General features: G+C 56.1%; 19 protein-coding genes and 2 rRNA genes (1 of these 21 cut by a window edge). 14 read left to right on the top strand and 7 right to left on the bottom strand.

Annotated elements, in window-relative coordinates; all coding sequences use genetic code 11:
- Positions 1–113: 113 nt before the first annotated feature.
- Positions 114–2,129, bottom strand: a complete 2,016-nt coding sequence (uvrB, locus tag RGW60_RS05585; protein WP_322202906.1) for an excinuclease ABC subunit UvrB — start codon at positions 2,127–2,129, stop codon at positions 114–116.
- Positions 2,130–2,457: 328 nt separating this feature from the next.
- On the opposite strand from uvrB, the gene RGW60_RS05580 reads away from it, so the two are divergent.
- Positions 2,458–3,651: an amino acid aminotransferase gene (locus RGW60_RS05580; RefSeq protein ID WP_322202903.1), complete on the top strand. Its 1,194-nt coding sequence runs from the start codon at positions 2,458–2,460 to the stop codon at positions 3,649–3,651.
- A gap of 79 nt (positions 3,652–3,730) precedes the next feature.
- Here RGW60_RS05580 and RGW60_RS05575 read toward each other — a convergent pair whose 3' ends face one another.
- On the bottom strand, positions 3,731–4,693 hold the full coding sequence (locus tag RGW60_RS05575) for an isopenicillin N synthase family dioxygenase (RefSeq protein WP_322202901.1): 963 nt from the start codon (positions 4,691–4,693) through the stop codon (positions 3,731–3,733).
- A gap of 280 nt (positions 4,694–4,973) precedes the next feature.
- Between RGW60_RS05575 and RGW60_RS05570 the strand changes: the two genes are divergently transcribed.
- The 9 genes from RGW60_RS05570 (at position 4,974) to RGW60_RS05530 (ending at position 11,748) form a co-directional block, all read left to right on the top strand.
- Positions 4,974–5,318: a hypothetical protein gene (locus RGW60_RS05570; RefSeq protein ID WP_322202900.1), complete on the top strand. Its 345-nt coding sequence runs from the start codon at positions 4,974–4,976 to the stop codon at positions 5,316–5,318.
- 34 nt (positions 5,319–5,352) lie between these two features.
- Positions 5,353–6,729: an FAD-binding oxidoreductase gene (locus RGW60_RS05565; protein ID WP_322202899.1), complete on the top strand. Its 1,377-nt coding sequence runs from the start codon at positions 5,353–5,355 to the stop codon at positions 6,727–6,729.
- 124 nt (positions 6,730–6,853) lie between these two features.
- Positions 6,854–7,690: a transporter substrate-binding domain-containing protein gene (locus RGW60_RS05560; RefSeq protein ID WP_322202897.1), complete on the top strand. Its 837-nt coding sequence runs from the start codon at positions 6,854–6,856 to the stop codon at positions 7,688–7,690.
- Between the two features lie 68 nt (positions 7,691–7,758).
- The gene (locus tag RGW60_RS05555) at positions 7,759–8,418 is read left to right on the top strand and encodes an amino acid ABC transporter permease (protein ID WP_322202895.1); all 660 of its coding nucleotides are present in this window, start codon (positions 7,759–7,761) and stop codon (positions 8,416–8,418) included.
- Complete coding sequence (locus RGW60_RS05550) at positions 8,415–9,086, top strand: amino acid ABC transporter permease (RefSeq protein WP_322202893.1); 672 nt, start codon at positions 8,415–8,417, stop codon at positions 9,084–9,086. The genes RGW60_RS05555 and RGW60_RS05550 overlap by 4 nt, the downstream gene beginning before the upstream one ends.
- Before the next feature lie 59 nt (positions 9,087–9,145).
- Positions 9,146–9,985 (top strand): amino acid ABC transporter ATP-binding protein, encoded by an 840-nt coding sequence (locus tag RGW60_RS05545; protein WP_322202891.1) that lies wholly within the window; start codon positions 9,146–9,148, stop codon positions 9,983–9,985.
- Positions 9,982–10,200 (top strand): hypothetical protein, encoded by a 219-nt coding sequence (locus tag RGW60_RS05540; RefSeq protein WP_322202889.1) that lies wholly within the window; start codon positions 9,982–9,984, stop codon positions 10,198–10,200. The genes RGW60_RS05545 and RGW60_RS05540 overlap by 4 nt, the downstream gene beginning before the upstream one ends.
- 116 nt (positions 10,201–10,316) lie before the next feature.
- A complete protein-coding gene (gene hutC / locus RGW60_RS05535) occupies positions 10,317–11,054 on the top strand; it encodes a histidine utilization repressor (protein WP_322202887.1) in 738 nt (245 codons plus the stop codon).
- Positions 11,055–11,514: 460 nt separating this feature from the next.
- Positions 11,515–11,748, top strand: coding sequence for a hypothetical protein (locus RGW60_RS05530; protein WP_322202885.1), 234 nt, complete (start codon positions 11,515–11,517; stop codon positions 11,746–11,748).
- A 116-nt stretch (positions 11,749–11,864) separates the two neighbouring features.
- On the opposite strand, the gene RGW60_RS05525 is transcribed toward RGW60_RS05530, so the two are convergent.
- On the bottom strand, positions 11,865–12,128 hold the full coding sequence (locus tag RGW60_RS05525) for a DUF2790 domain-containing protein (protein WP_322202883.1): 264 nt from the start codon (positions 12,126–12,128) through the stop codon (positions 11,865–11,867).
- Positions 12,129–12,498: 370 nt separating this feature from the next.
- Between RGW60_RS05525 and RGW60_RS05520 the strand changes: the two genes are divergently transcribed.
- From RGW60_RS05520 to RGW60_RS05505, 4 genes are read left to right on the top strand one after another with little or no spacing between them, the layout of a single operon-like run.
- Positions 12,499–13,032: a helix-turn-helix domain-containing protein gene (locus RGW60_RS05520; RefSeq protein WP_322202881.1), complete on the top strand. Its 534-nt coding sequence runs from the start codon at positions 12,499–12,501 to the stop codon at positions 13,030–13,032.
- A 7-nt stretch (positions 13,033–13,039) separates the two neighbouring features.
- Positions 13,040–14,179 (top strand): HlyD family secretion protein, encoded by a 1,140-nt coding sequence (locus RGW60_RS05515; RefSeq protein ID WP_322202879.1) that lies wholly within the window; start codon positions 13,040–13,042, stop codon positions 14,177–14,179.
- A complete protein-coding gene (locus RGW60_RS05510) occupies positions 14,176–15,768 on the top strand; it encodes a DHA2 family efflux MFS transporter permease subunit (RefSeq protein WP_322202877.1) in 1,593 nt (530 codons plus the stop codon). Before RGW60_RS05515 ends, RGW60_RS05510 begins: the two co-directional genes overlap by 4 nt.
- A 48-nt stretch (positions 15,769–15,816) precedes the next feature.
- Positions 15,817–17,292 (top strand): efflux transporter outer membrane subunit, encoded by a 1,476-nt coding sequence (locus RGW60_RS05505; RefSeq protein WP_322202875.1) that lies wholly within the window; start codon positions 15,817–15,819, stop codon positions 17,290–17,292.
- Between the two features lie 6 nt (positions 17,293–17,298).
- Here RGW60_RS05505 and RGW60_RS05500 read toward each other — a convergent pair whose 3' ends face one another.
- The 4 genes from RGW60_RS05500 to RGW60_RS05485 all read right to left on the bottom strand — a co-directional run.
- Positions 17,299–18,057: a slipin family protein gene (locus tag RGW60_RS05500; RefSeq protein WP_407074114.1), complete on the bottom strand. Its 759-nt coding sequence runs from the start codon at positions 18,055–18,057 to the stop codon at positions 17,299–17,301.
- Between the two features lie 2 nt (positions 18,058–18,059).
- Positions 18,060–19,355, bottom strand: a complete 1,296-nt coding sequence (locus RGW60_RS05495; RefSeq protein WP_322202873.1) for a nodulation protein NfeD — start codon at positions 19,353–19,355, stop codon at positions 18,060–18,062.
- Positions 19,356–19,597: 242 nt separating this feature from the next.
- Positions 19,598–19,713 (bottom strand): 5S ribosomal RNA (gene rrf, locus RGW60_RS05490).
- A 144-nt stretch (positions 19,714–19,857) separates the two neighbouring features.
- Positions 19,858–21,307, bottom strand: a 23S ribosomal RNA gene (locus RGW60_RS05485); it runs 1,441 nt beyond the window's last position.

The raw sequence follows: 21,307 nt of genomic DNA, 5'->3' as shown, positions 1-21,307 counted from the left end.
TCTCACCGGATGAGGGCATGCCCTGATTTTTCGATGACACGAAGCCCCCTGCTTGAGCAATTTATTCGTGAATCACGACGCGATATCCCAGCCACATCGCGTCGTTACCCCGATCAAACCACCAACAACCGGTCCCGCAACTTACCAATCTCATCGCGCATTTGCGCAGCGGCTTCGAATTCGAGGTCGCGGGCCAGTTGATACATTTTCTCTTCCAACTGACGAATTCGCTTGGTGATCTCGCCAGGTGTGCGCAGCTCAGCTTCGTACTTGGCGTTTTCCTCGGCGGCTTTGGCCATGCCTTTGCGCTTTTTACTGCGCGAACCCGGCACGGTGGCGCCTTCCATGATGTCGGCCACATCCTTGATAACGCCTTTGGGAATGATGCCATGTTCGAGGTTGTAGGCGATCTGTTTGTCGCGACGGCGATCTGTTTCGCCAATCGCTCGCTCCATCGAACCGGTGATGCGGTCGGCATAGAGAATCGCTCGGCCATTGAGGTTACGCGCCGCGCGGCCAATGGTCTGGATCAGCGAGCGCTCTGAGCGCAGGAAGCCTTCTTTATCCGCATCGAGAATCGCCACCAGCGACACCTCCGGCATGTCCAAACCCTCGCGCAGCAGGTTGATCCCCACCAACACGTCGAATATGCCCAAGCGCAGGTCACGAATAATCTCGACCCGCTCTACGGTGTCGATGTCCGAGTGCAGATAGCGCACGCGGCAGCCGTGGTCGGCGAGGTAGTCGGTGAGGTCTTCGGACATCCGTTTGGTCAAGGTTGTAACCAAAACCCTTTCGCCCAACGCAACGCGCTTGCCGATTTCCGAAAGCAGATCATCCACCTGGGTCAGTGCGGGACGAATTTCGATTTGCGGGTCAACCAAACCGGTAGGTCGCACCAATTGCTCAATCACCCGACCGGCATGTTCGGCTTCGTAATTGCCGGGGGTTGCGGAAACAAAAATGGTCTGCGGGCTAACACTCTCCCATTCGTCAAAGCGCATCGGACGATTATCCAGTGCCGATGGCAACCGAAAGCCATATTCAACCAGGGTTTCTTTACGTGATCGGTCGCCTTTATACATGGCGCCCACTTGCGGCACGCTGACGTGGGATTCGTCGATCACCAACAACGCATCGGCAGGCAAATAGTCGTAAAGCGTCGGTGGCGGCGCGCCGGAAGGACGCCCGGACAGATAACGCGAATAGTTTTCGATGCCGTTGCAGTAACCCAGTTCAAGAATCATTTCCAAATCAAAGCGGGTGCGCTGTTCAAGGCGCTGGGCTTCCACCAGTTTGTTATTACTGCGCAGGTACTCCAGGCGCTCCTGAAGCTCGACTTTGATGTGTTCCATGGCATCAACCAGGGTTTCGCGCGGCGTGACGTAGTGGCTTTTTGGGTAAAACGTGAAACGCGGCAGTTTGCGAATCACCTCGCCGGTCAACGGATCGAACGCTGACAAGCTTTCCACTTCATCGTCGAACAGCTCGATGCGAATTGCTTCGAGGTCGGACTCTGCCGGGTAGATATCAATCACGTCACCGCGCACGCGAAAGGTTGCCCTCGCAAAATCCATGTCGTTGCGGGTGTACTGCAAATCCGCCAGACGCCGAAGCAATGCGCGCTGGTCGAGTTTGTCGCCACGGTCAACGTGCAGCACCATTTTCAGGTAGGTCTCGGGGCTGCCGAGGCCGTAAATGCAAGACACCGTGGTGACAATAATTGCGTCTTTGCGCTCCAGCAACGCTTTGGTCGCCGACAGCCGCATTTGCTCGATGTGGTCGTTGATCGACGCATCTTTCTCGATGAACGTATCCGACGACGGCACGTAGGCTTCCGGCTGGTAGTAATCGTAGTAAGAAACGAAGTATTCCACGGCATTATTTGGGAAAAACGCTTTGAACTCGCCGTACAACTGGGCGGCCAAGGTTTTATTCGGCGCCAACACCAAGGTGGGGCGCTGCACTTGCGCAATCACGTTGGCAATGCTGAAGGTCTTGCCTGAGCCGGTGACGCCCAGCAGTGTCTGGTGCGCCAGCCCGGCTTCGATCCCTTCAACCATCAGGCGAATAGCTTGCGGCTGATCACCGGCCGGTTCGAAACGGGTTACGAGCTGAAACTCAGGCATAAGTGACCTCTGGGTACATTTCGGCACGGAACAGCCGGGTAACAACGAGAAACTGCGAGCGATGATGCCGCCGGGAATACGCGAAGACACTACAAATGGTGTCGGCAGCCTAATCTTTCAAGCGGCCGGTCTCACATGAGGTTAAACAAATGTCCTTGTCATTTTATCGACAAACTGAAAATAAACTAAAAAACCGCGAAAAACGCCTTGCCAGCTGTCGCCGCGCAGAACGATGGCCTCTATACTAGCTCCCCGTTTGTGCACCGCTCTAGTGCAATCGGCCGGAGCGTTGTACCCCTTCACTCCTCCATTCAGAGCCGTCGCAAAAATGAGCCTGTTCTCCGCTGTTGAAATGGCACCCCGTGATCCAATCCTGGGCCTCAACGAAGCATTCAATGCTGATACCCGCGCGCAGAAAGTGAACCTTGGCGTGGGCGTGTATTGCAACGAAGAGGGGCGAGTTCCACTTCTGCGTGCCGTTGCCGAAGCTGAAGCTATTCGCGTGGCTCAACACGCAGCGCGCGGATATTTGCCCATCGATGGCATCGCCGCTTACGACCTCGCGGTACAAAAACTGTTGTTCGGTGCTCAATCACCATTATTGGCTGCCGGTCGAGTGCTTACTGTTCAGGCCGTCGGCGGTACCGGGGCGTTGAAAATCGGTGCCGACTTTCTCAAGCAGCTCAAACCAGACGCCGTGGTAGCCATTAGCGACCCGAGCTGGGAAAACCACCGCGCACTGTTCGAAACCGCCGTTTTTCCAGTACAAAGCTATCGCTACTATGATGCGACCAGCCATGACATAGACCGTTCCGGGATGCTGGAAGATTTGCAGAACCTGCCGTCCGGTTCGATTGTGGTGTTGCACGCCTGCTGCCACAACCCGACCGGCGTCGATTTGGCTCCCGATGATTGGAAAAAAATCCTTGAAGTGCTTAAAGCCAAGGAACACGTACCGTTCCTGGACATGGCCTACCAAGGCTTCGGCGACGGTATCGATGAAGACGCGGCGGCGGTGCGCCTGTTCGCGGAATCGGGCCTGACGTTCTTTGCCTCCAGCTCATTCTCGAAATCATTCTCGCTGTATGGCGAACGCGTCGGTGCGCTGTCGATTGTGACCGACTCGAAAGACGAGACAGCCCGCGTGCTGTCACAGATCAAACGAGTGATCCGCACCAACTACTCCAACCCACCGACCCACGGCGCAGCGATCGTGGCGGCGGTGTTGAACAGCCCTGAGTTGCGTGCGGTGTGGGAAAGAGAATTGGGCGAAATGCGCTTGCGAATTCGCGGCATGCGCCAAGCGATGGTCGATGGTCTGGCGGCATTGACTGACCACGATTTCAGCTTCGTCGGTCGCCAACGCGGTATGTTCTCCTACTCGGGGCTGACCAGTGCCGAAGTCGGCCGCTTGCGGACCGAGTTCGGTATCTATGCGCTGGACACTGGACGGATCTGCGTGGCTGCGTTGAACCGCAACAACATCGATGCAGTGATTAAGGCGATTGTTCAGGTGATTTAAGCCGGTGGCGCGGTGTGTCTGAAACACCGCGCTGCTCAGACAGATCGGGTCGTCACCAAAATTGATTACCCTCTGCCGTTCAAACCTTCTTCCGATACGCCATCGAGTCATCTATGCGCTTAAGGATGTAATCCCCCGCCGCGACCGGTGGATACATACTGCTGGCGGCCTCCATTCCCAAATCACATGGATCGACCACGGCGCTGTAGGTCGGGTCGAAAAAAGTCGCGATGGAGTAACGCTCGTGACCGGATGTGTTGATCACCCGGTGGAGCGTCGAACTGAAGCGGTTGTTCGACCAACGCGCCAACAAATCACCGACATTGACCACCAGGCTGCCGGGAATCGGTGTGGCGTCGATCCAACTATTACTACTCAATTCACGCACCTGTAAACCGCCGCTGTTGTCCTGATACAGCAACGTGATGCAGCCGTAATCGGTGTGCGGGGCAACGCCGAATTGGTCGGTTTCGGCAACGGGCGGATGCGGTGGGTAATAAACCATTTGTGTGCGTTGCAGCGGCTTGCGGTATTTGCCACTGAAAAAATCGCTTTCAATGCCCAGCCCAGCCGCCACGGCTACCAACAGGTCAGCTCCGGCTTTGCCGATTTCCACGTAATACCCGCCCAGCGCTGCTTGCAGTTCGGGCATGAACGCCGGCCATTGATTGGGGCCGCGCAAGGCTTCACCGGCTAATACGCTCGGGTCATCTTCGGGCAACTCCAAACCGATGCTGAAAAACTCCTTGAGGTCTGGCTTGGTCGCTTCGTACATCAGCGCCCCGCCCAATGCATGCCAGCCACGGTGGCGTTTGTTGACCGCCACTTGGCGCTTGGTCTCGGCAGAGTAAGCGAAGAACTGCGCAGCCGCTGCCATAGCGCGATCGATCACTGCTTGCGGGACGCCGTGATTGACGATGTAAAAGAACCCGGTATCACAGCAAGCCTGGCGAATCGCGTCGCCGGCTCGTTGGATGCTGGCTTGATCGCCCTCGCGAACGCCGGACATGTCGATTAAAGGAAGATTAGTGCTGGAGGTCATACTTTCTCCTGTCAGATATCGCAGGCGTAATTGATAAAAGAAAGCGCGGCATCAGAAACAGCCGGTATATACAGGTACAAGCATTTACTGTGCCGCCTGTTGCTGACCCCGCCAAAAAAACCCATGCCAAAAGCCAATCGTTCGCCGATCCCGCGGTGGGAACGCCTTTACCCCGTCTTAGTGTGACTTCTGTTTGCCCAGCGCTGTGCACAGCGACCTCAATAGGTGCAACTTTCAGTGACAATTGCGGAAAAACCTCAGCCGATACGTGCATTAAGCATTGGCTAAACAGCAATATGAGTGCGGTTCAAGGCAGCCTGCCGATGCGTTGGCTTACATCTTGCTTTACCTGTATATACAGGCTTACGTAGCCGCTCCTCCTACACCGAACTTGCGCGGCTTGTTCGCCGCCGAAAAACTGTTCAGTGCGGCTGTGGTGGCAGGCAGTCTTAGCGTCGATGTCCTGAATGCGCTCGGACGTGCCGTTCGACCCTCGGATTCAAGCCGTGCGCAGTCAATCGGCGCAAATCGACAGGCTTTACTGGCGCAGGAATTGCGTCTCGCCTTGTCATTGCTGGGCAAAAGTCAAACGTGCGTCCACTTGACAGTCACGACCTACGCTTAACGCCTACTCTTCCCTTTTGCCGTGAGCTGAACCGATGAACGACCTGCAGCAAACCCTTGATCAATTGCGCGAGGCACTGGGCGAAGCGGCGGTGCTTACCGGTGCGGCCATCAATCAACGGCATTACAGCGACTGGACCGGACACGCCCCCGCTTGCCCCGCAGCCCTGTTGTTACCGACCAGTACGCAGCAGGTCGCCGATGCACTGCGCATTTGCAACGAGGCACACCAACCGGTGGTGCCTCAAGGTGGGATGACCGGTTTGGCCGGGGGCGCAGTGCCACGGGAAACGGACATCGCCCTGTCGCTGGAGCGCCTGCGTGGCATCGAGGAGATCGACTCGGCGGCGGCCACCGTCACTGTATGGGCCGGTACCAGGTTGCAGGAGATTCAGCAGGCAGCGCTTGACGCAGGATTTTTGTTTCCGCTGGATCTTGGCGCGCGCGGCTCATGCCAGATCGGCGGCAATATCGCGACCAACGCCGGGGGTAATGCGGTGATTCGCTACGGCATGACCCGGGAATTGGTGCTTGGGCTGGAGGTGGTGTTGGCCGACGGTCGGGTGCTCAACCTGCTGAACAAGATGATCAAGAACAACTGTGGTTATGACTTAAAACAGTGCTTTATCGGCAGCGAAGGCACGCTTGGGGTAATCACCCGCGCCGTCTTGAAGCTCGCGCCGTTTCCGGGTGAAACCACCACCTTGCTTTGCGCCCTGCCCGATTACGCCAGCGCGGTGAATTTGCTCCGTCGCTTGCAGCGCAGCGCCGGAACCCCGCAGGCCTATGAATTAATGTGGCAGGACTTCTATCGCCTCAGCGTGTCATGGCTGGAAAAGCCCGTGGCGCCAATTTCCCAGGAATATCCGCTGTACGTGTTGTTCGAATCCGGCGGGCCACTGGCGCTGTTGGAGCAAACACTGGAAGCCGCGTTTGAGGCCGGGGAGGTCATCGATGCCGTGTTAGCGAGCTCCCAGGCTCAAGCCCGGGCGTTGTGGAAGATCCGCGAAGCCACCGGCGAATTCCCACTGCGCATGACCCCGCTGAATTTCGACGTCAGTTTGCCCATTGGCCAGATTGGCGAATTTGCCCAAACCTGTCGTCAACGGCTGGCACAGCGCTGGCCCGGTAACCACAGCGTGTATTTCGGCCACATCGGTGACAGCAATCTGCACCTGACCGTGGACTGTAATTCGTTGCCACAACCGGCGCCCATTCTGGAGATTGAAGACCTGGTCTATACCGCTGTCGGTGAAATGGGCGGATCGGTGTCGGCTGAACATGGCATCGGCCTGCTCAAGCGCGAGTTTCTTCACCATTCGGTGAACGCCCAAGTGCGCCAGGCGATGCAGCAGCTCAAGGATTGCTACGACCCACGTGGGATTCTCAACCCGGGAAAAATACTCAGCTGAAGGTCATAGCTGGTTGTATATACGAGTATGGCACGCTAACTGCAGTCTCAATGCGCCACACCATGCTTACCGCTCAGTAAGAATCCGCGTACACCTAACAGCGTTCATCTGAAGGAGTTACCCAATGCAACTCGATTCTCTTTTCAGCAAGACATTTGGCCGCCTGTGCGCTGCCGTGGCCTTGGCCATCGTTCCCCTCGCCGCCCACGCCGACCAACTGGCTGACGTGAAAAAAGCCGGTGAATTGGTTGTCGGCACCGAACTGCAGTTCGCACCGTTTGACTTCACCGAGAACGGTAAGCAGAAAGGCATGAACTCTGAGCTGTTTGAGCAACTGGGCAAGGAGTTGGGGGTTAAGGTCAAGTTCCTCGACCTGCCATGGCCGAGCGTATTGCCTGGCCTGGAAGCCAAGAAATTCGACGTGGTTGCGGGCCCAATCATCGAGACCAAGGCGCGTAAAGAGCGTTATCACTTCGTGATGCCTATCGCCGAAGCGACCGTCGCGCTGATGATCGGCGCTAAAGACGAGACCATTAAAAAGCCTGAGGACATTGCTGGCAAAACCGTCGGTGCGGGCAAAGGATCGGCTCAGCTCGAAGAACTCAAAGCCTTCGCCGCGACCCTGCCGGAAAAAGTCACGATTCGTGAATACGTCGACAATAACCAGGCCTACGCCGACTTGGCCGCCAAACGTATCGTCGCCGTGGCCAACTCGTTGCCAAATGTATCCTACGTCGCGGCCGAGAAACCGAAACTCTACAAAGTGGTCATGCCTCCGTTTGGTAAGAAATCCTACTTCGCGTTCCTCGGTCGCAAAGATGCTGACGCTGACAGCCTGATCGCCGCACTCGACGCAGCCATGCTGAAAATGCATGACGATGGCCGCCTCGCTGCCCTGCAGAAAAAATGGCTAGGCGCTGAAATGGATGTGCCGAAAGCTGATTTCAACCCTTCCTGGTAATTCGGGCAGGGACGATGATGGATCGCTGACCCGGATGGGTCGGCGGTTAACGATGCTGGAGTGACACGATGTTCGATTGGCCGCTTCTGCTGCAAAACGCTCCACTGTTGCTGAGCAGCTTGCTGGTGACGCTCGAAGTCTCCACGGCAGCACTGGCCATCGGTTTTGTGATTGGCGTGATTGTCGGCAGCTTGCGACTCTCGCCCGTGCCCCTGCTAAGACGCTTGGGTGGCGCCTATATTTTCGTGTTCCGCGGCATTCCGCTGCTGGTGCAACTGCTGTTTATCTACTATTTCCTGCCACGTATCGGCCTGCCGAACATGTCGCCCACCGCAGCGGCAGTGATTGGCCTGTCCCTGGCGGCGGGGGCCTATATCGCGGAAATTATGCGCGGTGGTTTTCTCGCAATTCCGGCTGGGCAACTGGAAGCCGCAGGCCTGCTAGGCATGAGCTCGGCGCAAATGCTGGTGCGGATTCAAGTGCCCCAAGCGGTTCGCCTGACCCTGCCGGGCCTGGTGAATGAAATGATTCTGCTGGTCAAGGCGTCCTCGCTGGTGTCGGTGGTCGGTCTTGCTGACTTGACCCGCACCGCGCAGAACATTGCCGCCAGCGATTACATGTTTGTTCAGGATTACCTGATGCTTGCGGGCTTCTATTGCCTGATCAATATTCCGCTGGCGTTCTTTGGCGGCCTGCTAGAACGCCATCTGAAGGAGCGAACCGCATGATTTTCGATCCCCGGATTATTACTGACCACCTGAGTGAGATCGGCGACGGTTTTCTGGTCACCCTTGGTACGTGGTCAGCCGGTGTCGTGCTGGGTGTACTGCTGGGCATGCTGATCGCGATTGCTCAATTGTTTGGCAACAAGCTGATTCGTGCACCGTTGCGGGTGTTCATCGAAATGATTCGAAGTACACCGTTTCTGGTGCAGCTGTTTTTGGTGTACTACGGCGGACCGTCGTTCGGTCTCAACCTTGACCCGATCCCGGCCGGCATTCTTGGGCTGGGCATTTACGGCAGCGTGTATTTCGCCGAGATCTTCCGCAGCGGTTTTGAGTCAGTGGCGCACGGGCAACTGGAAGCTGCTGACTGCCTGGGCATCAGCAAGATGCAGTGCATCGTGCGCATTCAGATTCCGCAAATGCTGGTGATCATCCTTCCGGCGCTGGTGAATATGGTCAGCGTGCTGTGCAAGGAAACTGCGGTTCTGTCGATCATCACCATCCCCGAACTGACCATGGTCCTCACCGGCATCGGTTCAGAAACGTTCGCCTTCGTTGAGACCCTGCTGGTGCTGTGCATCGGGTACTTGGTGTTGGTGGAAATGTGCTCGCGGCTGGGTATGTTTCTTGAAGTACGGGTCGGCCGTTTCATGCACAAGCAACCGCGATGATTACCCTCTTAGATCCTACTGCCGCGCATTTATCGGCAACGAAGCAATCAGGTGAAGCGATGAAGACTCTCGAAGCACTCTCCGGCAACGTCGAACCGATATTGAAATTGCAGGGTGTTGGCAAAAGCTTCGGCACATCGCGTGTGCTCAAAGGTATCGATTTGCAGGTGCGGCGTTCCGAGGTGGTGTGCCTGATCGGCCCTTCAGGTTCAGGCAAAAGCACCCTGCTGCGCAGCATGGCGTTTCTGGAAGAGTACGACGAGGGCGAGATTCATATTGAAGGGCAACTGCTTGGCTGGGGGCCCGATAAAGGCAAGGGTCGTAAACGCGCGGCGCAGTCTCAGATCAATCTGGCGCGGCGTAATGTCGGCATGGTGTTTCAACAGTTCAATCTATGGCCGCACATGACGGCGATGGGCAATGTTTGCGAAGCGCTGCTGCGGGTGCGCAAGTTATCAGGCGATGAAGCGCGCACACGCGCCATGGCTATGCTCGACAAGGTTGGCTTGGCGCACAAAGGAGATTCTTACCCGGCGCAGCTCTCTGGCGGTCAACAACAGCGGGTGGCGATTGCTCGGGCATTGGCCATGGAACCACACATCATGCTGTTCGATGAGCCAACGTCTGCCCTCGACCCGGAACTGGTCGGTGAGGTCCTGCAAGTCATGAAGACCTTGGCCAAAGAAGGCATGACCATGGTGGTGGTGACCCATGAAATGGGCTTCGCAGCACAAGTAGCGGATAGCGTAGTGTTCCTCGATCACGGTGAAGTGGTGGCTCGAGGTACGCCACGGGAGATTTTTCATAACGCTGAACACCCGCGTTTGCAGCAGTTTTTACAGAATTACCTGGACCGCAACGCGTTCTGGCAGGACACCAAAGAGGTCGACCCAGCATGAGTATTTCCGACCTGCACCTGCTGGCTCGTGCCGGAGTACGTGAGCTGGCCAGATACAACGCGGGCCCCAGCTCGGACGCGGCGCGCTCGACCACGACGATTTTGGGTATCGAGTGTGTGCCGTCCATGGCGAATTTTCTGTTCTTCAGCACGGTGTATAACGCCGAAACCCTGAATCAATCACTGCAGCGCCAGGACGTGATTCTCAAGCCATAGCGTGAGCCGGGGTATACCAAATATTTGCGGGTGTCCGTGGGCAACTGTGAATACAACGACCTGTTTCTCAACGCGTTGGCCAATGCCCTCGTCGAACAACAGACAACGAGCGCCTGATGATTAAAACTGCACCGCAAGCCCTATATCGGCGCGCGAAGGATTTTGTCCAAAGCAAACTTCGCTCCGGCGAATGGACGCCGGGGGATCTCATTCCTTCGGAAAACCGCCTGGTACAAGAGTTGGGCATGTCGCGCATGACGGTTAACCGGGCGTTGCGCGAACTTACAGAAGAAGGCCACTTGGTCCGCGTGTCTGGCGTCGGCACCTTCGTCGCCAAGAGCAAACCGCAGTCCAATTTGCTGCGCATCACCGCCATCGCTGACGAAATCATCGCCCGGGGTCATCGTTATTCCTGCAAAGTACTGCACCTGGGTCGAGAAGCGGCTTCGATGGCGGTAGCAGCAGCCCTTGCCCTGCCCACCGGCACGTCAGTATTTCATTTGTTGTGCGTGCATTCTGAAGAGGGAGTGCCGGTTCAACTGGAGGACCGTTATGTTAATCCTGAGCTAGTGCCGGAATTTCTGCAGCAGTCTTTCGGGGAACAGCTACAGCCCGCCAGATACTTGTTGAACGTGATTCGCCCCGATGAAATGGAGCACATTGTCGAGGCCAGCCATCCCAGCAGCGACGAAAGCCGACACCTGCAAATCGACACCAACGAACCTTGTCTAGTGCTGATGCGTCGAACTTGGAGTGGCGCCAAAATTGTTACTTATGTGCGCCTGGTTCATCCGTCATCGCGCTACCGATTGGGCAGCCGTCTGCCAGTCAATGGCGCCCACCGTGACAGTTAGGTACCCTCAGAACTGGCAACCGGTATCTCCACGGATCGAACGTCCATGCCAATAATCCTCGTAGACTTTCTGAATCTTGATTGGATCGCTGCCGCTGCCTATGTTCGGTGCGTCCTAACCGATTCGGTTTGTTATCGCGTCTCGCCGTTCAAACATTTGAGTTAAAGCCGAACACTGCAAGCTTCATCCGAAGCGCCGCATGTTACTGGCTCTGGATTACGAGCTCTCGCAAAGAGCACTCTATCCCGAAGCTTTTCCTTCACTGCTTGACCTGACACCGACCCTTGATGGCGCTCATTGCCGCTCGCAAACCATCGGAGCCTGGCCTACCATCATCGCGGCCTGTGGTTTTACACAACGCCCGAGACTTCCGCTTATAGGAATTGACCATGATTGACCAACACCGCATGCCGTCTTACCGCCTCGACAGCACCAAGTATTCTCACAAAGGGGTCGGACAATGAGTCTCGACGGGATCGTTTTACCAAAGGGCGTTGGGCCAGATGCCGAGAAGCTGCTAGACGCTATTACTCAAGCAAACACGGTTGAAGACTTGAACCGTGCAGGCGGCAGAGCCGAAGGTTTTGTGTTTGGCCTGGAAAGTGGCAAAGCGATCAAGAGTCAAATCGCAGAGCGTCTGTATGTGGCTTACGATGATGCGTGCAGCCAGCGACTGATTGAGTTGTCTGCTTAACGGCTGCCGTCGCTTTAAAAATTAACAGACACACAAAAAAAGGCGCTGCATGACAGGGCCTTTTTAATGACGCTATTTTAAGTATCGGCAATTAAAACCTCTAACTTATGCGGCGATTAACCATTCGAGCAACCGGTGCCCATCATCAGGTATTCAACAACGTGTTGTTTGCCAGCAGAATCCAGGTAGTTCATACGAACCGGTGCAGCTTCACAGCCTGAAGACACTTCACTGACAGAAATAACTTTGGCGACGTCGAGGTTCATTGAATAAGTGTACTTCTCTACGGCGGGTTGTTGCTGCGCGGTTACGTCAGCTTTCTCATCGGCCATACTTACTGCAGAAGCACACATCAATAACAACAACAGTGACGCTTTCATCTTTGTAGTCCTTTTTAGTTCAGGAATTGCAAACAGCCGGGTTCATCACAAGGTTCTTGCACGCTTGGGTGGTTCACCTGTTTGCTTGGGTTTTGCTAGTTGGCGAGGAGAATAATAGGACGCCAGCCTGAATATACATAGCCTCGTTCTAGACAAAGACTATCTGCTTTTCTAATAACAATGCGGGTCAAGGACATATCTGGAACTGCGGAGGCATGAGGGCGGGGATCGTTAAACAAGATGCTGGGATAGGCTGATACGGTTTTTTTAGTCATGTGACTGAGGGTTTGTCGGGTGGCTTGCATGATGAGAGTTTCTTGTATACATTATGACTATAATTTAATGAAATACCCTGCTACCGAGGTAGGCCATGAAGAGAAAAAGCTTTGAATCCATGCACTGTCCGATTGCTCGCAGCCTTGAGCACGTCGGTGAGTGGTGGAACATTCTGATTCTGCGTGATGCTTATTACGGCCTCAGCCGCTTCGACGAATTCCAGAAAAGTCTCGGCATCACGCCGACTACGTTGAGCCGCCGCCTCGATGATCTGGTGGAAGGCGGACTGTTCGAACGACGCCTCTACAGCGAAAAACCTCCGCGTTATGACTATGTGCTGACTCCCCGCGGACGTGACTTCCGCCCGGTGCTGCTGACGCTGATGGAATGGGGCAATAACCACTTTTCACCAGAAGGCAAAAGCATTTTCTTGGCCGACGAATCCAGTGGCGAGCCGGTGAACCTGGCACTGATTGATGCCAACACCGGCAAAAAAATAAATCGTGAAGAACACGCCGTTCGGGCCGGCGAAGCCGCCAGCGAAAAAGTCTACCAGCGCCTGGAAAACGGACGCATTCGTCGCTTGGCACAACGCCAGCCACCCTCTACTCCTGCATCCAACGGATGACCTTGTAATGAATAGTTCAACTGACGTGAGTGCGATCGACTCAGCGGTCGTCCCGACGAAAAAACGCCTGACACTCAAACGGGTACTGCTGTGGGTGGTATTGGCGGCAGTGCTGATAGGGCTGGTGGTTTTTGGTGTGCGCTGGTGGACCGTCGGGCGCTTTATCCAGTCCACCGATGATGCTTATATCGGTGGCGATGTCACCGTGATTGGACCGAAGGTCTCGGGTTACATCATTGATTTGAAGGTCACTGACAACCAACAGGTGCATGCCGGTGACTTGCTGGTGAAGATTGATGACCGAGATTACGTCGCGGCATTACACAAAACTGAAGGCGCAGTGGCTGCGCAAGAGGCGCTGCTGGCCAACCTGGACGCGACCGAACAACTGCAATACGCGGTGATTGGTCAGGCCAAAGCCAGTATTGATGCGACCAATGCCGAAACCGTTCGCTCTCGCGATGACCAGGCGCGCTATCAAAAGCTGGTGGGGCAGCAGGCGGTGTCGGTTGAAAGCGCTCAACGTGCCGACGCGACGTTCAAAACCGCCCAGGCCAATGGCGCCAAGGCCCAGGCCTCGATGCTGGCAACGCAACGGCAAATCGCCGTGATTTCTACCCAGAAACAACAAGCCCGAGCCGCACTGATGCAGGCCAAGGCCGAGCGCGACATGGCGCAGTTGAACGTGGGCTACACCGAATTACGCTCTCCGGTCGACGGCATGATCGGTAACCGCCGGGCTCGGGTGGGCGCCTTTGCCGCCGCCGGTTCGCAGTTGCTGTCCGTGGTCCCCGCCAACGGCTTGTGGGTCGACGCGAATTTCAAGGAAGACCAACTGGCGCACATGGTGCCAGGGCAAGTGGTGACGATTCATGCGGACGTGCTTCCCGGCCACGAGTTCCAAGGCCATTTAGACAGCCTGGCGCCTGCAACCGGCTCGCAATTCAGCGTTTTACCCCCGGAAAACGCCACCGGTAATTTCACCAAGATCGTGCAACGGGTGCCGGTCCGCGTGCGTCTTGATGAAGCCGACGGTGTATTGGGTCATCTGCGCCCAGGCTTGTCAGTAACGGCTGAGGTCGATACACGCGAAGATTCCAACCACCCTACCCATCTAGTGACACCGAATCAGGCCAGTGCGCCATGAGTGCCACGACCGCAGCACCGGCCAAACCCTTTGACGCAGCGTCTATGGCCACCACGACCAAGGTGTTCGCCTTCGCCAGCATGTGCATTGGTATGTTCATAGCGCTGTTGGATATTCAAATTGTGTCGGCCTCGCTTCGGGATATCGGCGGCGGTTTGTCTGCCGGCACGGACGAAACGGCGTGGGTGCAGACCAGCTATTTGATCGCCGAGATCGTGGTTATCCCGTTGTCGGGTTGGCTGTCACGAGTGTTCTCCACCCGCTGGCTGTTTTGCGCTTCAGCCGTGGGTTTCACCTTGGCCAGTCTGTTGTGCGGTGCGGCCTGGAACATTCAAAGCATGATTGCTTTTCGTGCGCTGCAAGGCTTCCTCGGTGGATCAATGATCCCCTTGGTTTTCACCTCCGCCTTCATGTTCTTTACCGGTAAACAAAAGGTTATTGCAGCTTCCACCATCGGTGCAATCGCTTCGCTGGCGCCGACACTTGGCCCAGTCATTGGCGGTTGGATCACCGATATTTCGTCGTGGCACTGGCTGTTCTACATCAACCTGATACCGGGTATTTTCGTCGCCGTTGCAGTGCCGATGCTGGTGCGGATCGACGAGCCGGATTTCTCGCTGCTTAAAGGCGCGGATTACCTAAGCATGGTGTTTATGGCGCTATTTCTCGGCTGCCTTGAATACACCCTGGAAGAAGGCCCACGCTGGAATTGGTTCAGTGACAGCACCATCCTCACCACCGCGTGGATCTCCGGGGTCTCAGCGCTAGTGTTCATAAGCCGCACGCTGATGGTGAGCAATCCCATTGTTGACCTGCGGGCCCTTAAAGAGCGCAATTTTGCCCTGGGTTGCTTCTTTTCCTTTGTGACCGGCATCGGTCTGTTTGCAACGATTTACCTGACCCCACTGTTTCTCGGGCGTGTACGCGGTTACAGCGCGCTGGACATTGGCCTGGCCGTGTTTTCCACCGGTGTATTTCAGATCATGGCGATTCCGCTTTATGGGTTTCTGGCCAATCGCGTCGATTTACGCTGGATCATGATGTTCGGCCTGGGGCTGTTTGCCCTCTCGATGTGGGACTTCTCGCCGATCACCCACGATTGGGGTGGTCGCCAGTTGATCCTGCCGCAAGCGTTGCGTGGTATGGCCCAGCAACTGGCAGTGCCACCTGCGGTAACACTGACCCTTGGCGGCCTGGCAATGTCACGTCTAAAGCAAGCGTCGGGGCTGTTCAACCTCATGCGTAACCTGGGCGGCGCGATCGGCATCGCTGCCTGCGCAACGATTCTGAATGACCGCACCAACCTGCACTTCACGCATTTGGCCGAACACCTGAACACCAGCAACGAAGCCATGAACCAATGGCTGGCGCAGGTAGGCGGCAACCTTGCCACCCTCGGTCAGACCGGCAGCGACGGCGCGACGGCGGCCTTGCATCAGCTGTGGCTATTGACCTACCGCGAAGCGCAGACACAGACCTATTCCGACGCATTTCTGGCGATCATGGTGTGTTTCATCATCGCCGCCGCCATGGTGCCGCTAATGCATAAAGTGGTGCCGCCAGCCGCGCCGTCACCTGACGCCCATTGAGCCAACCATGAACCTGCACTCCCCTATTTGCTCTTCGAGGACCGGACAATGAATGCTTTGGCGTTTCGCTTTGCGGGCTGCCGGTTGTTTACGTTGACCGCACTGTTTGTTGCGCTGGCAGGCTGTGCTGTTGGCCCGGACTATGAAAGACCGGCGAACGAGCTGACCGCTGAATTCAACAACGCATCACTGTTGCAACAACGGGCCGGGGAAACCCCAGCCCCGTCGCTGGACACCTGGTGGACTGGTTTCAATGACCCAGAGCTGACCCTGATTATTCACCGGGTATTGGCTCAGAATCTGGACCTTGCGGTGTCCATGGCCAGGGTCGATCAAGCCCGCGCCGTTGCGCATGAATCCGGCGCCAATCGCTTGCCACAAGGCAGTTTTGACGCCCAAGCGGTACGTCAGCATCAATCTACAAACAGCGCGCTGGGCAAAATCGGCAGCGTATTCCCCGACTATGATCGCGACCAGACCCTCGAAACCATTGGCGCCGGGGCCAGCTGGGAAACCGACCTTGCGGGCGGTCTTCAACGCGGCGAAGAAGCGGCCATTGCGCAAGCGCAGGCGGCCACTGCGAGCCATGCCGGGGTGCGTATTTCAGTCGCCGCCGAAGCCGCCGATGCGTATTTTCGGGTGCGTGGTGCTCAACAACGCATCGAACTGGCTCAAGACCAGATAAACACTGAAAACAACCTTTTGACATTGGTGCAGGCGCGCATGGCCAGTGGCCTGGCGACCAACCGCGAGCAATCTCAAGCCCAGGCATTGGTGTTACAAGCCCGCGCTACGGTGCCGCCATTGCGCACCGAACTGGCGTTGCAGCTCAATCGTCTGGACGTGTTGATGGGGACACAGCCGGGGACCTACGCCCAAGAGTTGGTCGCCAGTTCGCAGGTATTTAGCGTGCCGACCATCAGCGACACCAGCAGCCCTGCAAGCCTGTTGCGCAGACGTCCCGACGTGATTGCCGCCGAGCGCCATCTGGCCGCATCCAACGCGCGCATCGGCGAAGCGGTGTCCGAGTATTACCCGAAAGTTTCGCTGGCCGGCTTGCTCGGGTTCGAAAGCTTGAAGAGTGGTGATCTGATCTCCGCCGCTTCGTTTCAACCGCAAGCCGTGATTGGTCTGCATTGGCGTTTGTTCGATTTCGGCCGGGTCGATGCTGAAGTTGCGCAAGCCAAAGGCGCCAATGCCGAAGCGCTGGCTCAATACCGGCAATCTATGTTGCGCGCCACCGAGGACGTCGAGAACGCCATTGTGACGTTGATCGAGTTGGAGCAACAACGTGTCGAAGTTGATCAGGAAGTCGCCGCGCACAAAGTCGCCCGGGGCGCCGCGCAGGATGCCTACAAAGGCGGCGTCATTAGCCTGGTTGAAGTGCTGGACGAAGACCGGTTGCTGCTTACCGCCCGCGATCAACTGGCGCAGCTGCGCGCTAATGATGCACGAGCAGCGGTGGCAACCTTCCGGGCGCTGGGCGGTGGTTGGTCGCGGGAGACGCTGTCTGCCAAGAACTGAATGGGCTTAAGGCTTTGGTGACAGATTTGCCATGCCCTGTAGCAGTTCAATGGGCATCGGAAAGACGATGGTGGAGGTCCGGTCGTTAGCTATAGAGCCCAGCGTCTGCATGTAGCGCAACTGCATGGCGCCGGGTTCCCGTCCGAGCATCTCAGCAGCTTCAGCCAGCTTTTGCGACGCCTGCAATTCCCCTTCGGCGTGGATCACTTTGGCCCGACGTTCACGCTCGGCTTCGGCTTGCCGAGCGATGGCGCGAATCATTGATTCGTTGAGGTCGACGTGTTTGATCTCGACGTTCGCCACCTTGATGCCCCACGAGTCGGTTTGGGCATCAAGCACCTTTTGAATGTCTATGTTGAGCCTTTCACGCTCAGCAAGCAGCTCATCCAGCTCATGTTTGCCCAGTACTGCCCGCAATGTGGTTTGGGCCAGTTGGCTCGTGGCCATCAAAAAATCTTCAACCTGGATGATCGCCCGCTGAGGGTCGAGCACCCGGAAATACAGCACCGCGTTTACCTTCACCGAAACGTTGTCGCGGGTAATCACGTCTTGCGGCGGTATGTCCAGAACAATGGTACGCAGGTCGACCCGGACCATTTGTTGAACTACCGGTATCAACAAAATCAGGCCGGGACCCTTCACTTGCCAGAACCGCCCGAGCTGGAATACTACCCCCCGCTCATACTCCCTTAAGATGCGAAACGTCGACATTGCCACCAATATTAGTAGCAGCAGCAATGTGCCAAGGCCCAATTGCACAAACATGATCAGTCTCCTCGTTGAGGTGTTTCGGGCGCCGGCATGACCTCTAAGATCACTCCGCGACGCGCCACGACCCGGACCCGTTGCCCGGTTCTGAGCGGTGCTGAACTCAACACCTGCCAGTGTTCCCCTTGCAGTTGCACCCAGCCACCCAGTGGGTTATCGGTTTGCAATGCGATAATTGTCACGCTGCTACCTACCAACCCCGCGTCGCCGCTTACGACTTGGCGTTGCCGCGTTTTCAACATCGCGCCTACTAAGCCAACCAGGCACACCGCACTGATTACCGACACACTGAGGATCAGCGGCAAGCCAATCGTGAATCCAGGGGCGTCAGTGCTCATTAACAGCATGGCACCGGCCATAAACGAGGCTACACCACCGAAGCCAATGGCTCCGAAACTCGGCAAAAATGCCTCGGCCACCATTAGCATCACACCGAGCATAATCAAACTTACCCCGGCATAGTTGACCGGGAGCAGTTGCAGCGCATACAGCGCTAACAACAAGCAGATACTTCCGATCACGCCGCCCGCCACCGAGCCGGGATTAAAAAACTCGACCAATAAGCAGAAGACCCCAACGACGATTAGGATCAGCGTGACGTTGGGGTTGGTGATAAGTGTTAAAAGACTAATACGCCAGTCGGGATCGTCGCGGACGATCAGGGCGTTCGCCGTGTGCAACTGGACCTCGTGACCGTTTATAGTCATGCGTTTATTGTCGAGTTGTCCGAGCAGGTCGTTCAGGTCCTTTGCCCGATACTCAATGACTTTTGAATTCAGCGCCTCGGAATCGGTGAGGCTAGCAGCGTCACGGACCGCCCGTTCTGCCCAGTCTGCGTTGCGACCACGCAGCTGCGCTAAGCCGCGCATGAAAGCGGCGGCGTCGCTGACCTGCTTACGGGCCACGGTGTCGATGGCGGCGCCCGCAGTCGTGGGTTGAGTACCCAGTTGAACCGGGGTTGCGGCGCCAAGATGAGTGCCTGGCGCCATGGCCGCAATATGACTGGCGTACAGAATATACGTACCCGCGCTCGCTGCCCGGGCACCACTGGGCGAGATATAGCTGACCACTGGAATGGGGCTGCCGAGAATCGCTTGGACGATCACCCGCATTGAGCTTTCAAGCCCGCCCGGTGTATCTATAATGAGAACCACCAGTTGAGCGCGCTCATCCACCGAGCGAGTCAGGCCATCGACCACATACTCAACGCTGGCGGGGCCGATGGCATCGTTCAGGGTTAACACCCTTACAGAATCGTTTGCCGCGATAGCGCCCACTGGCAACCAAAGTAGCATTATCAAAACTAGAAATCTGCGCCATCTGCAACCGTTCAAAAGATCCTCCCAAACACATCTCATAGACAGCTGCCAGACATTTTAGCTGACGCCAGCTATCTACGAAGCCTGTCAGGCCTTGCACGGTTTTTAATTTGCCCGTCAGAAGCCCGTGGCATATCAGAGTTTATAGACTCCCCGTTTATTTCTGCGCACAAACAAAACCCCTGAACGCGTAAGCGATCAGGGGTTCTGGAATTTAATCTTGACGATGACCTACTCTCACATGGGGAAACCCCACACTACCATCGGCGATGCATCGTTTCACTACTGAGTTCGGGATGGGATCAGGTGGTTCCAATGCTCTATGGTCGTCAAGAAATTCGGTAGCCGACCCGCGTATCCCTTTCAGGACGCCCGGTTCAGCGAATGGGGATGTGATAGATCTGTGGGTTTGCCAATTTTCGGTTGTGTCGTCTTCACACACCTCAATCTGCTTCATCGCAAATTGCTTGGGTGTTATATGGTCAAGCCTCACGGGCAATTAGTATGGGTTAGCTCAATGCCTCACAGCACTTACACACCCCACCTATCAACGTCGTAGTCTTCGACGGCCCTTCAGGGGACTCAAGGTCCCAGTGAGATCTCATCTTGAGGCTAGTTTCCCGCTTAGATGCTTTCAGCGGTTATCTATTCCGAACATAGCTACCCGGCAATGCCACTGGCGTGACAACCGGAACACCAGAGGTTCGTCCACTCCGGTCCTCTCGTACTAGGAGCAGCCCCTCTCAAATCTCAAACGTCCACGGCAGATAGGGACCGAACTGTCTCACGACGTTCTAAACCCAGCTCGCGTACCACTTTAAATGGCGAACAGCCATACCCTTGGGACCGGCTTCAGCCCCAGGATGTGATGAGCCGACATCGAGGTGCCAAACACCGCCGTCGATATGAACTCTTGGGCGGTATCAGCCTGTTATCCCCGGAGTACCTTTTATCCGTTGAGCGATGGCCCTTCCATACAGAACCACCGGATCACTAAGACCTACTTTCGTACCTGCTCGACGTGTCTGTCTCGCAGTCAAGCGCGCTTTTGCCTTTATACTCTACGACCGATTTCCGACCGGTCTGAGCGCACCTTCGTACTCCTCCGTTACTCTTTAGGAGGAGACCGCCCCAGTCAAACTACCCACCATACACTGTCCTCGATCCGGATAACGGACCTGAGTTAGAACCTCAAAGTTGCCAGGGTGGTATTTCAAGGTTGGCTCCACGCAGACTGGCGTCCACGCTTCAAAGCCTCCCACCTATCCTACACAAGCAAATTCAAAGTCCAGTGCAAAGCTATAGTAAAGGTTCACGGGGTCTTTCCGTCTAGCCGCGGATACACTGCATCTTCACAGCGATTTCAATTTCACTGAGTCTCGGGTGGAGACAGCGCCGCCATCGTTACGCCATTCGTGCAGGTCGGAACTTACCCGACAAGGAATTTCGCTACCTTAGGACCGTTATAGTTACGGCCGCCGTTTACCGGGGCTTCGATCAAGAGCTTCGCGTTAGCTAACCCCATCAATTAACCTTCCGGCACCGGGCAGGCGTCACACCCTATACGTCCACTTTCGTGTTTGCAGAGTGCTGTGTTTTTAATAAACAGTCGCAGCGGCCTGGTATCTTCGACCGGCGTGGGCTTACGCAGTAAATGCTTCACCCTCACCGGCGCACCTTCTCCCGAAGTTACGGTGCCATTTTGCCTAGTTCCTTCACCCGAGTTCTCTCAAGCGCCTTGGTATTCTCTACCCAACCACCTGTGTCGGTTTGGGGTACGGTTCCTGGTTACCTGAAGCTTAGAAGCTTTTCTTGGAAGCATGGCATCAACCACTTCATGTGCCTAAGCACACTCGTCATCAGCTCTCGGCCTTAGAATCCCGGATTTACCTAAGATTCCAGCCTACCACCTTAAACTTGGACTACCA

This window comes from Pseudomonas sp. AB6 (genome assembly GCF_034314105.1).
In the GTDB taxonomy this organism is placed as follows: Bacteria; Pseudomonadota; Gammaproteobacteria; order Pseudomonadales; family Pseudomonadaceae; genus Aquipseudomonas.
Note: the sequence above shows the minus strand (reverse complement) of the source record. Positions and strands in the feature narration are given on the sequence as shown.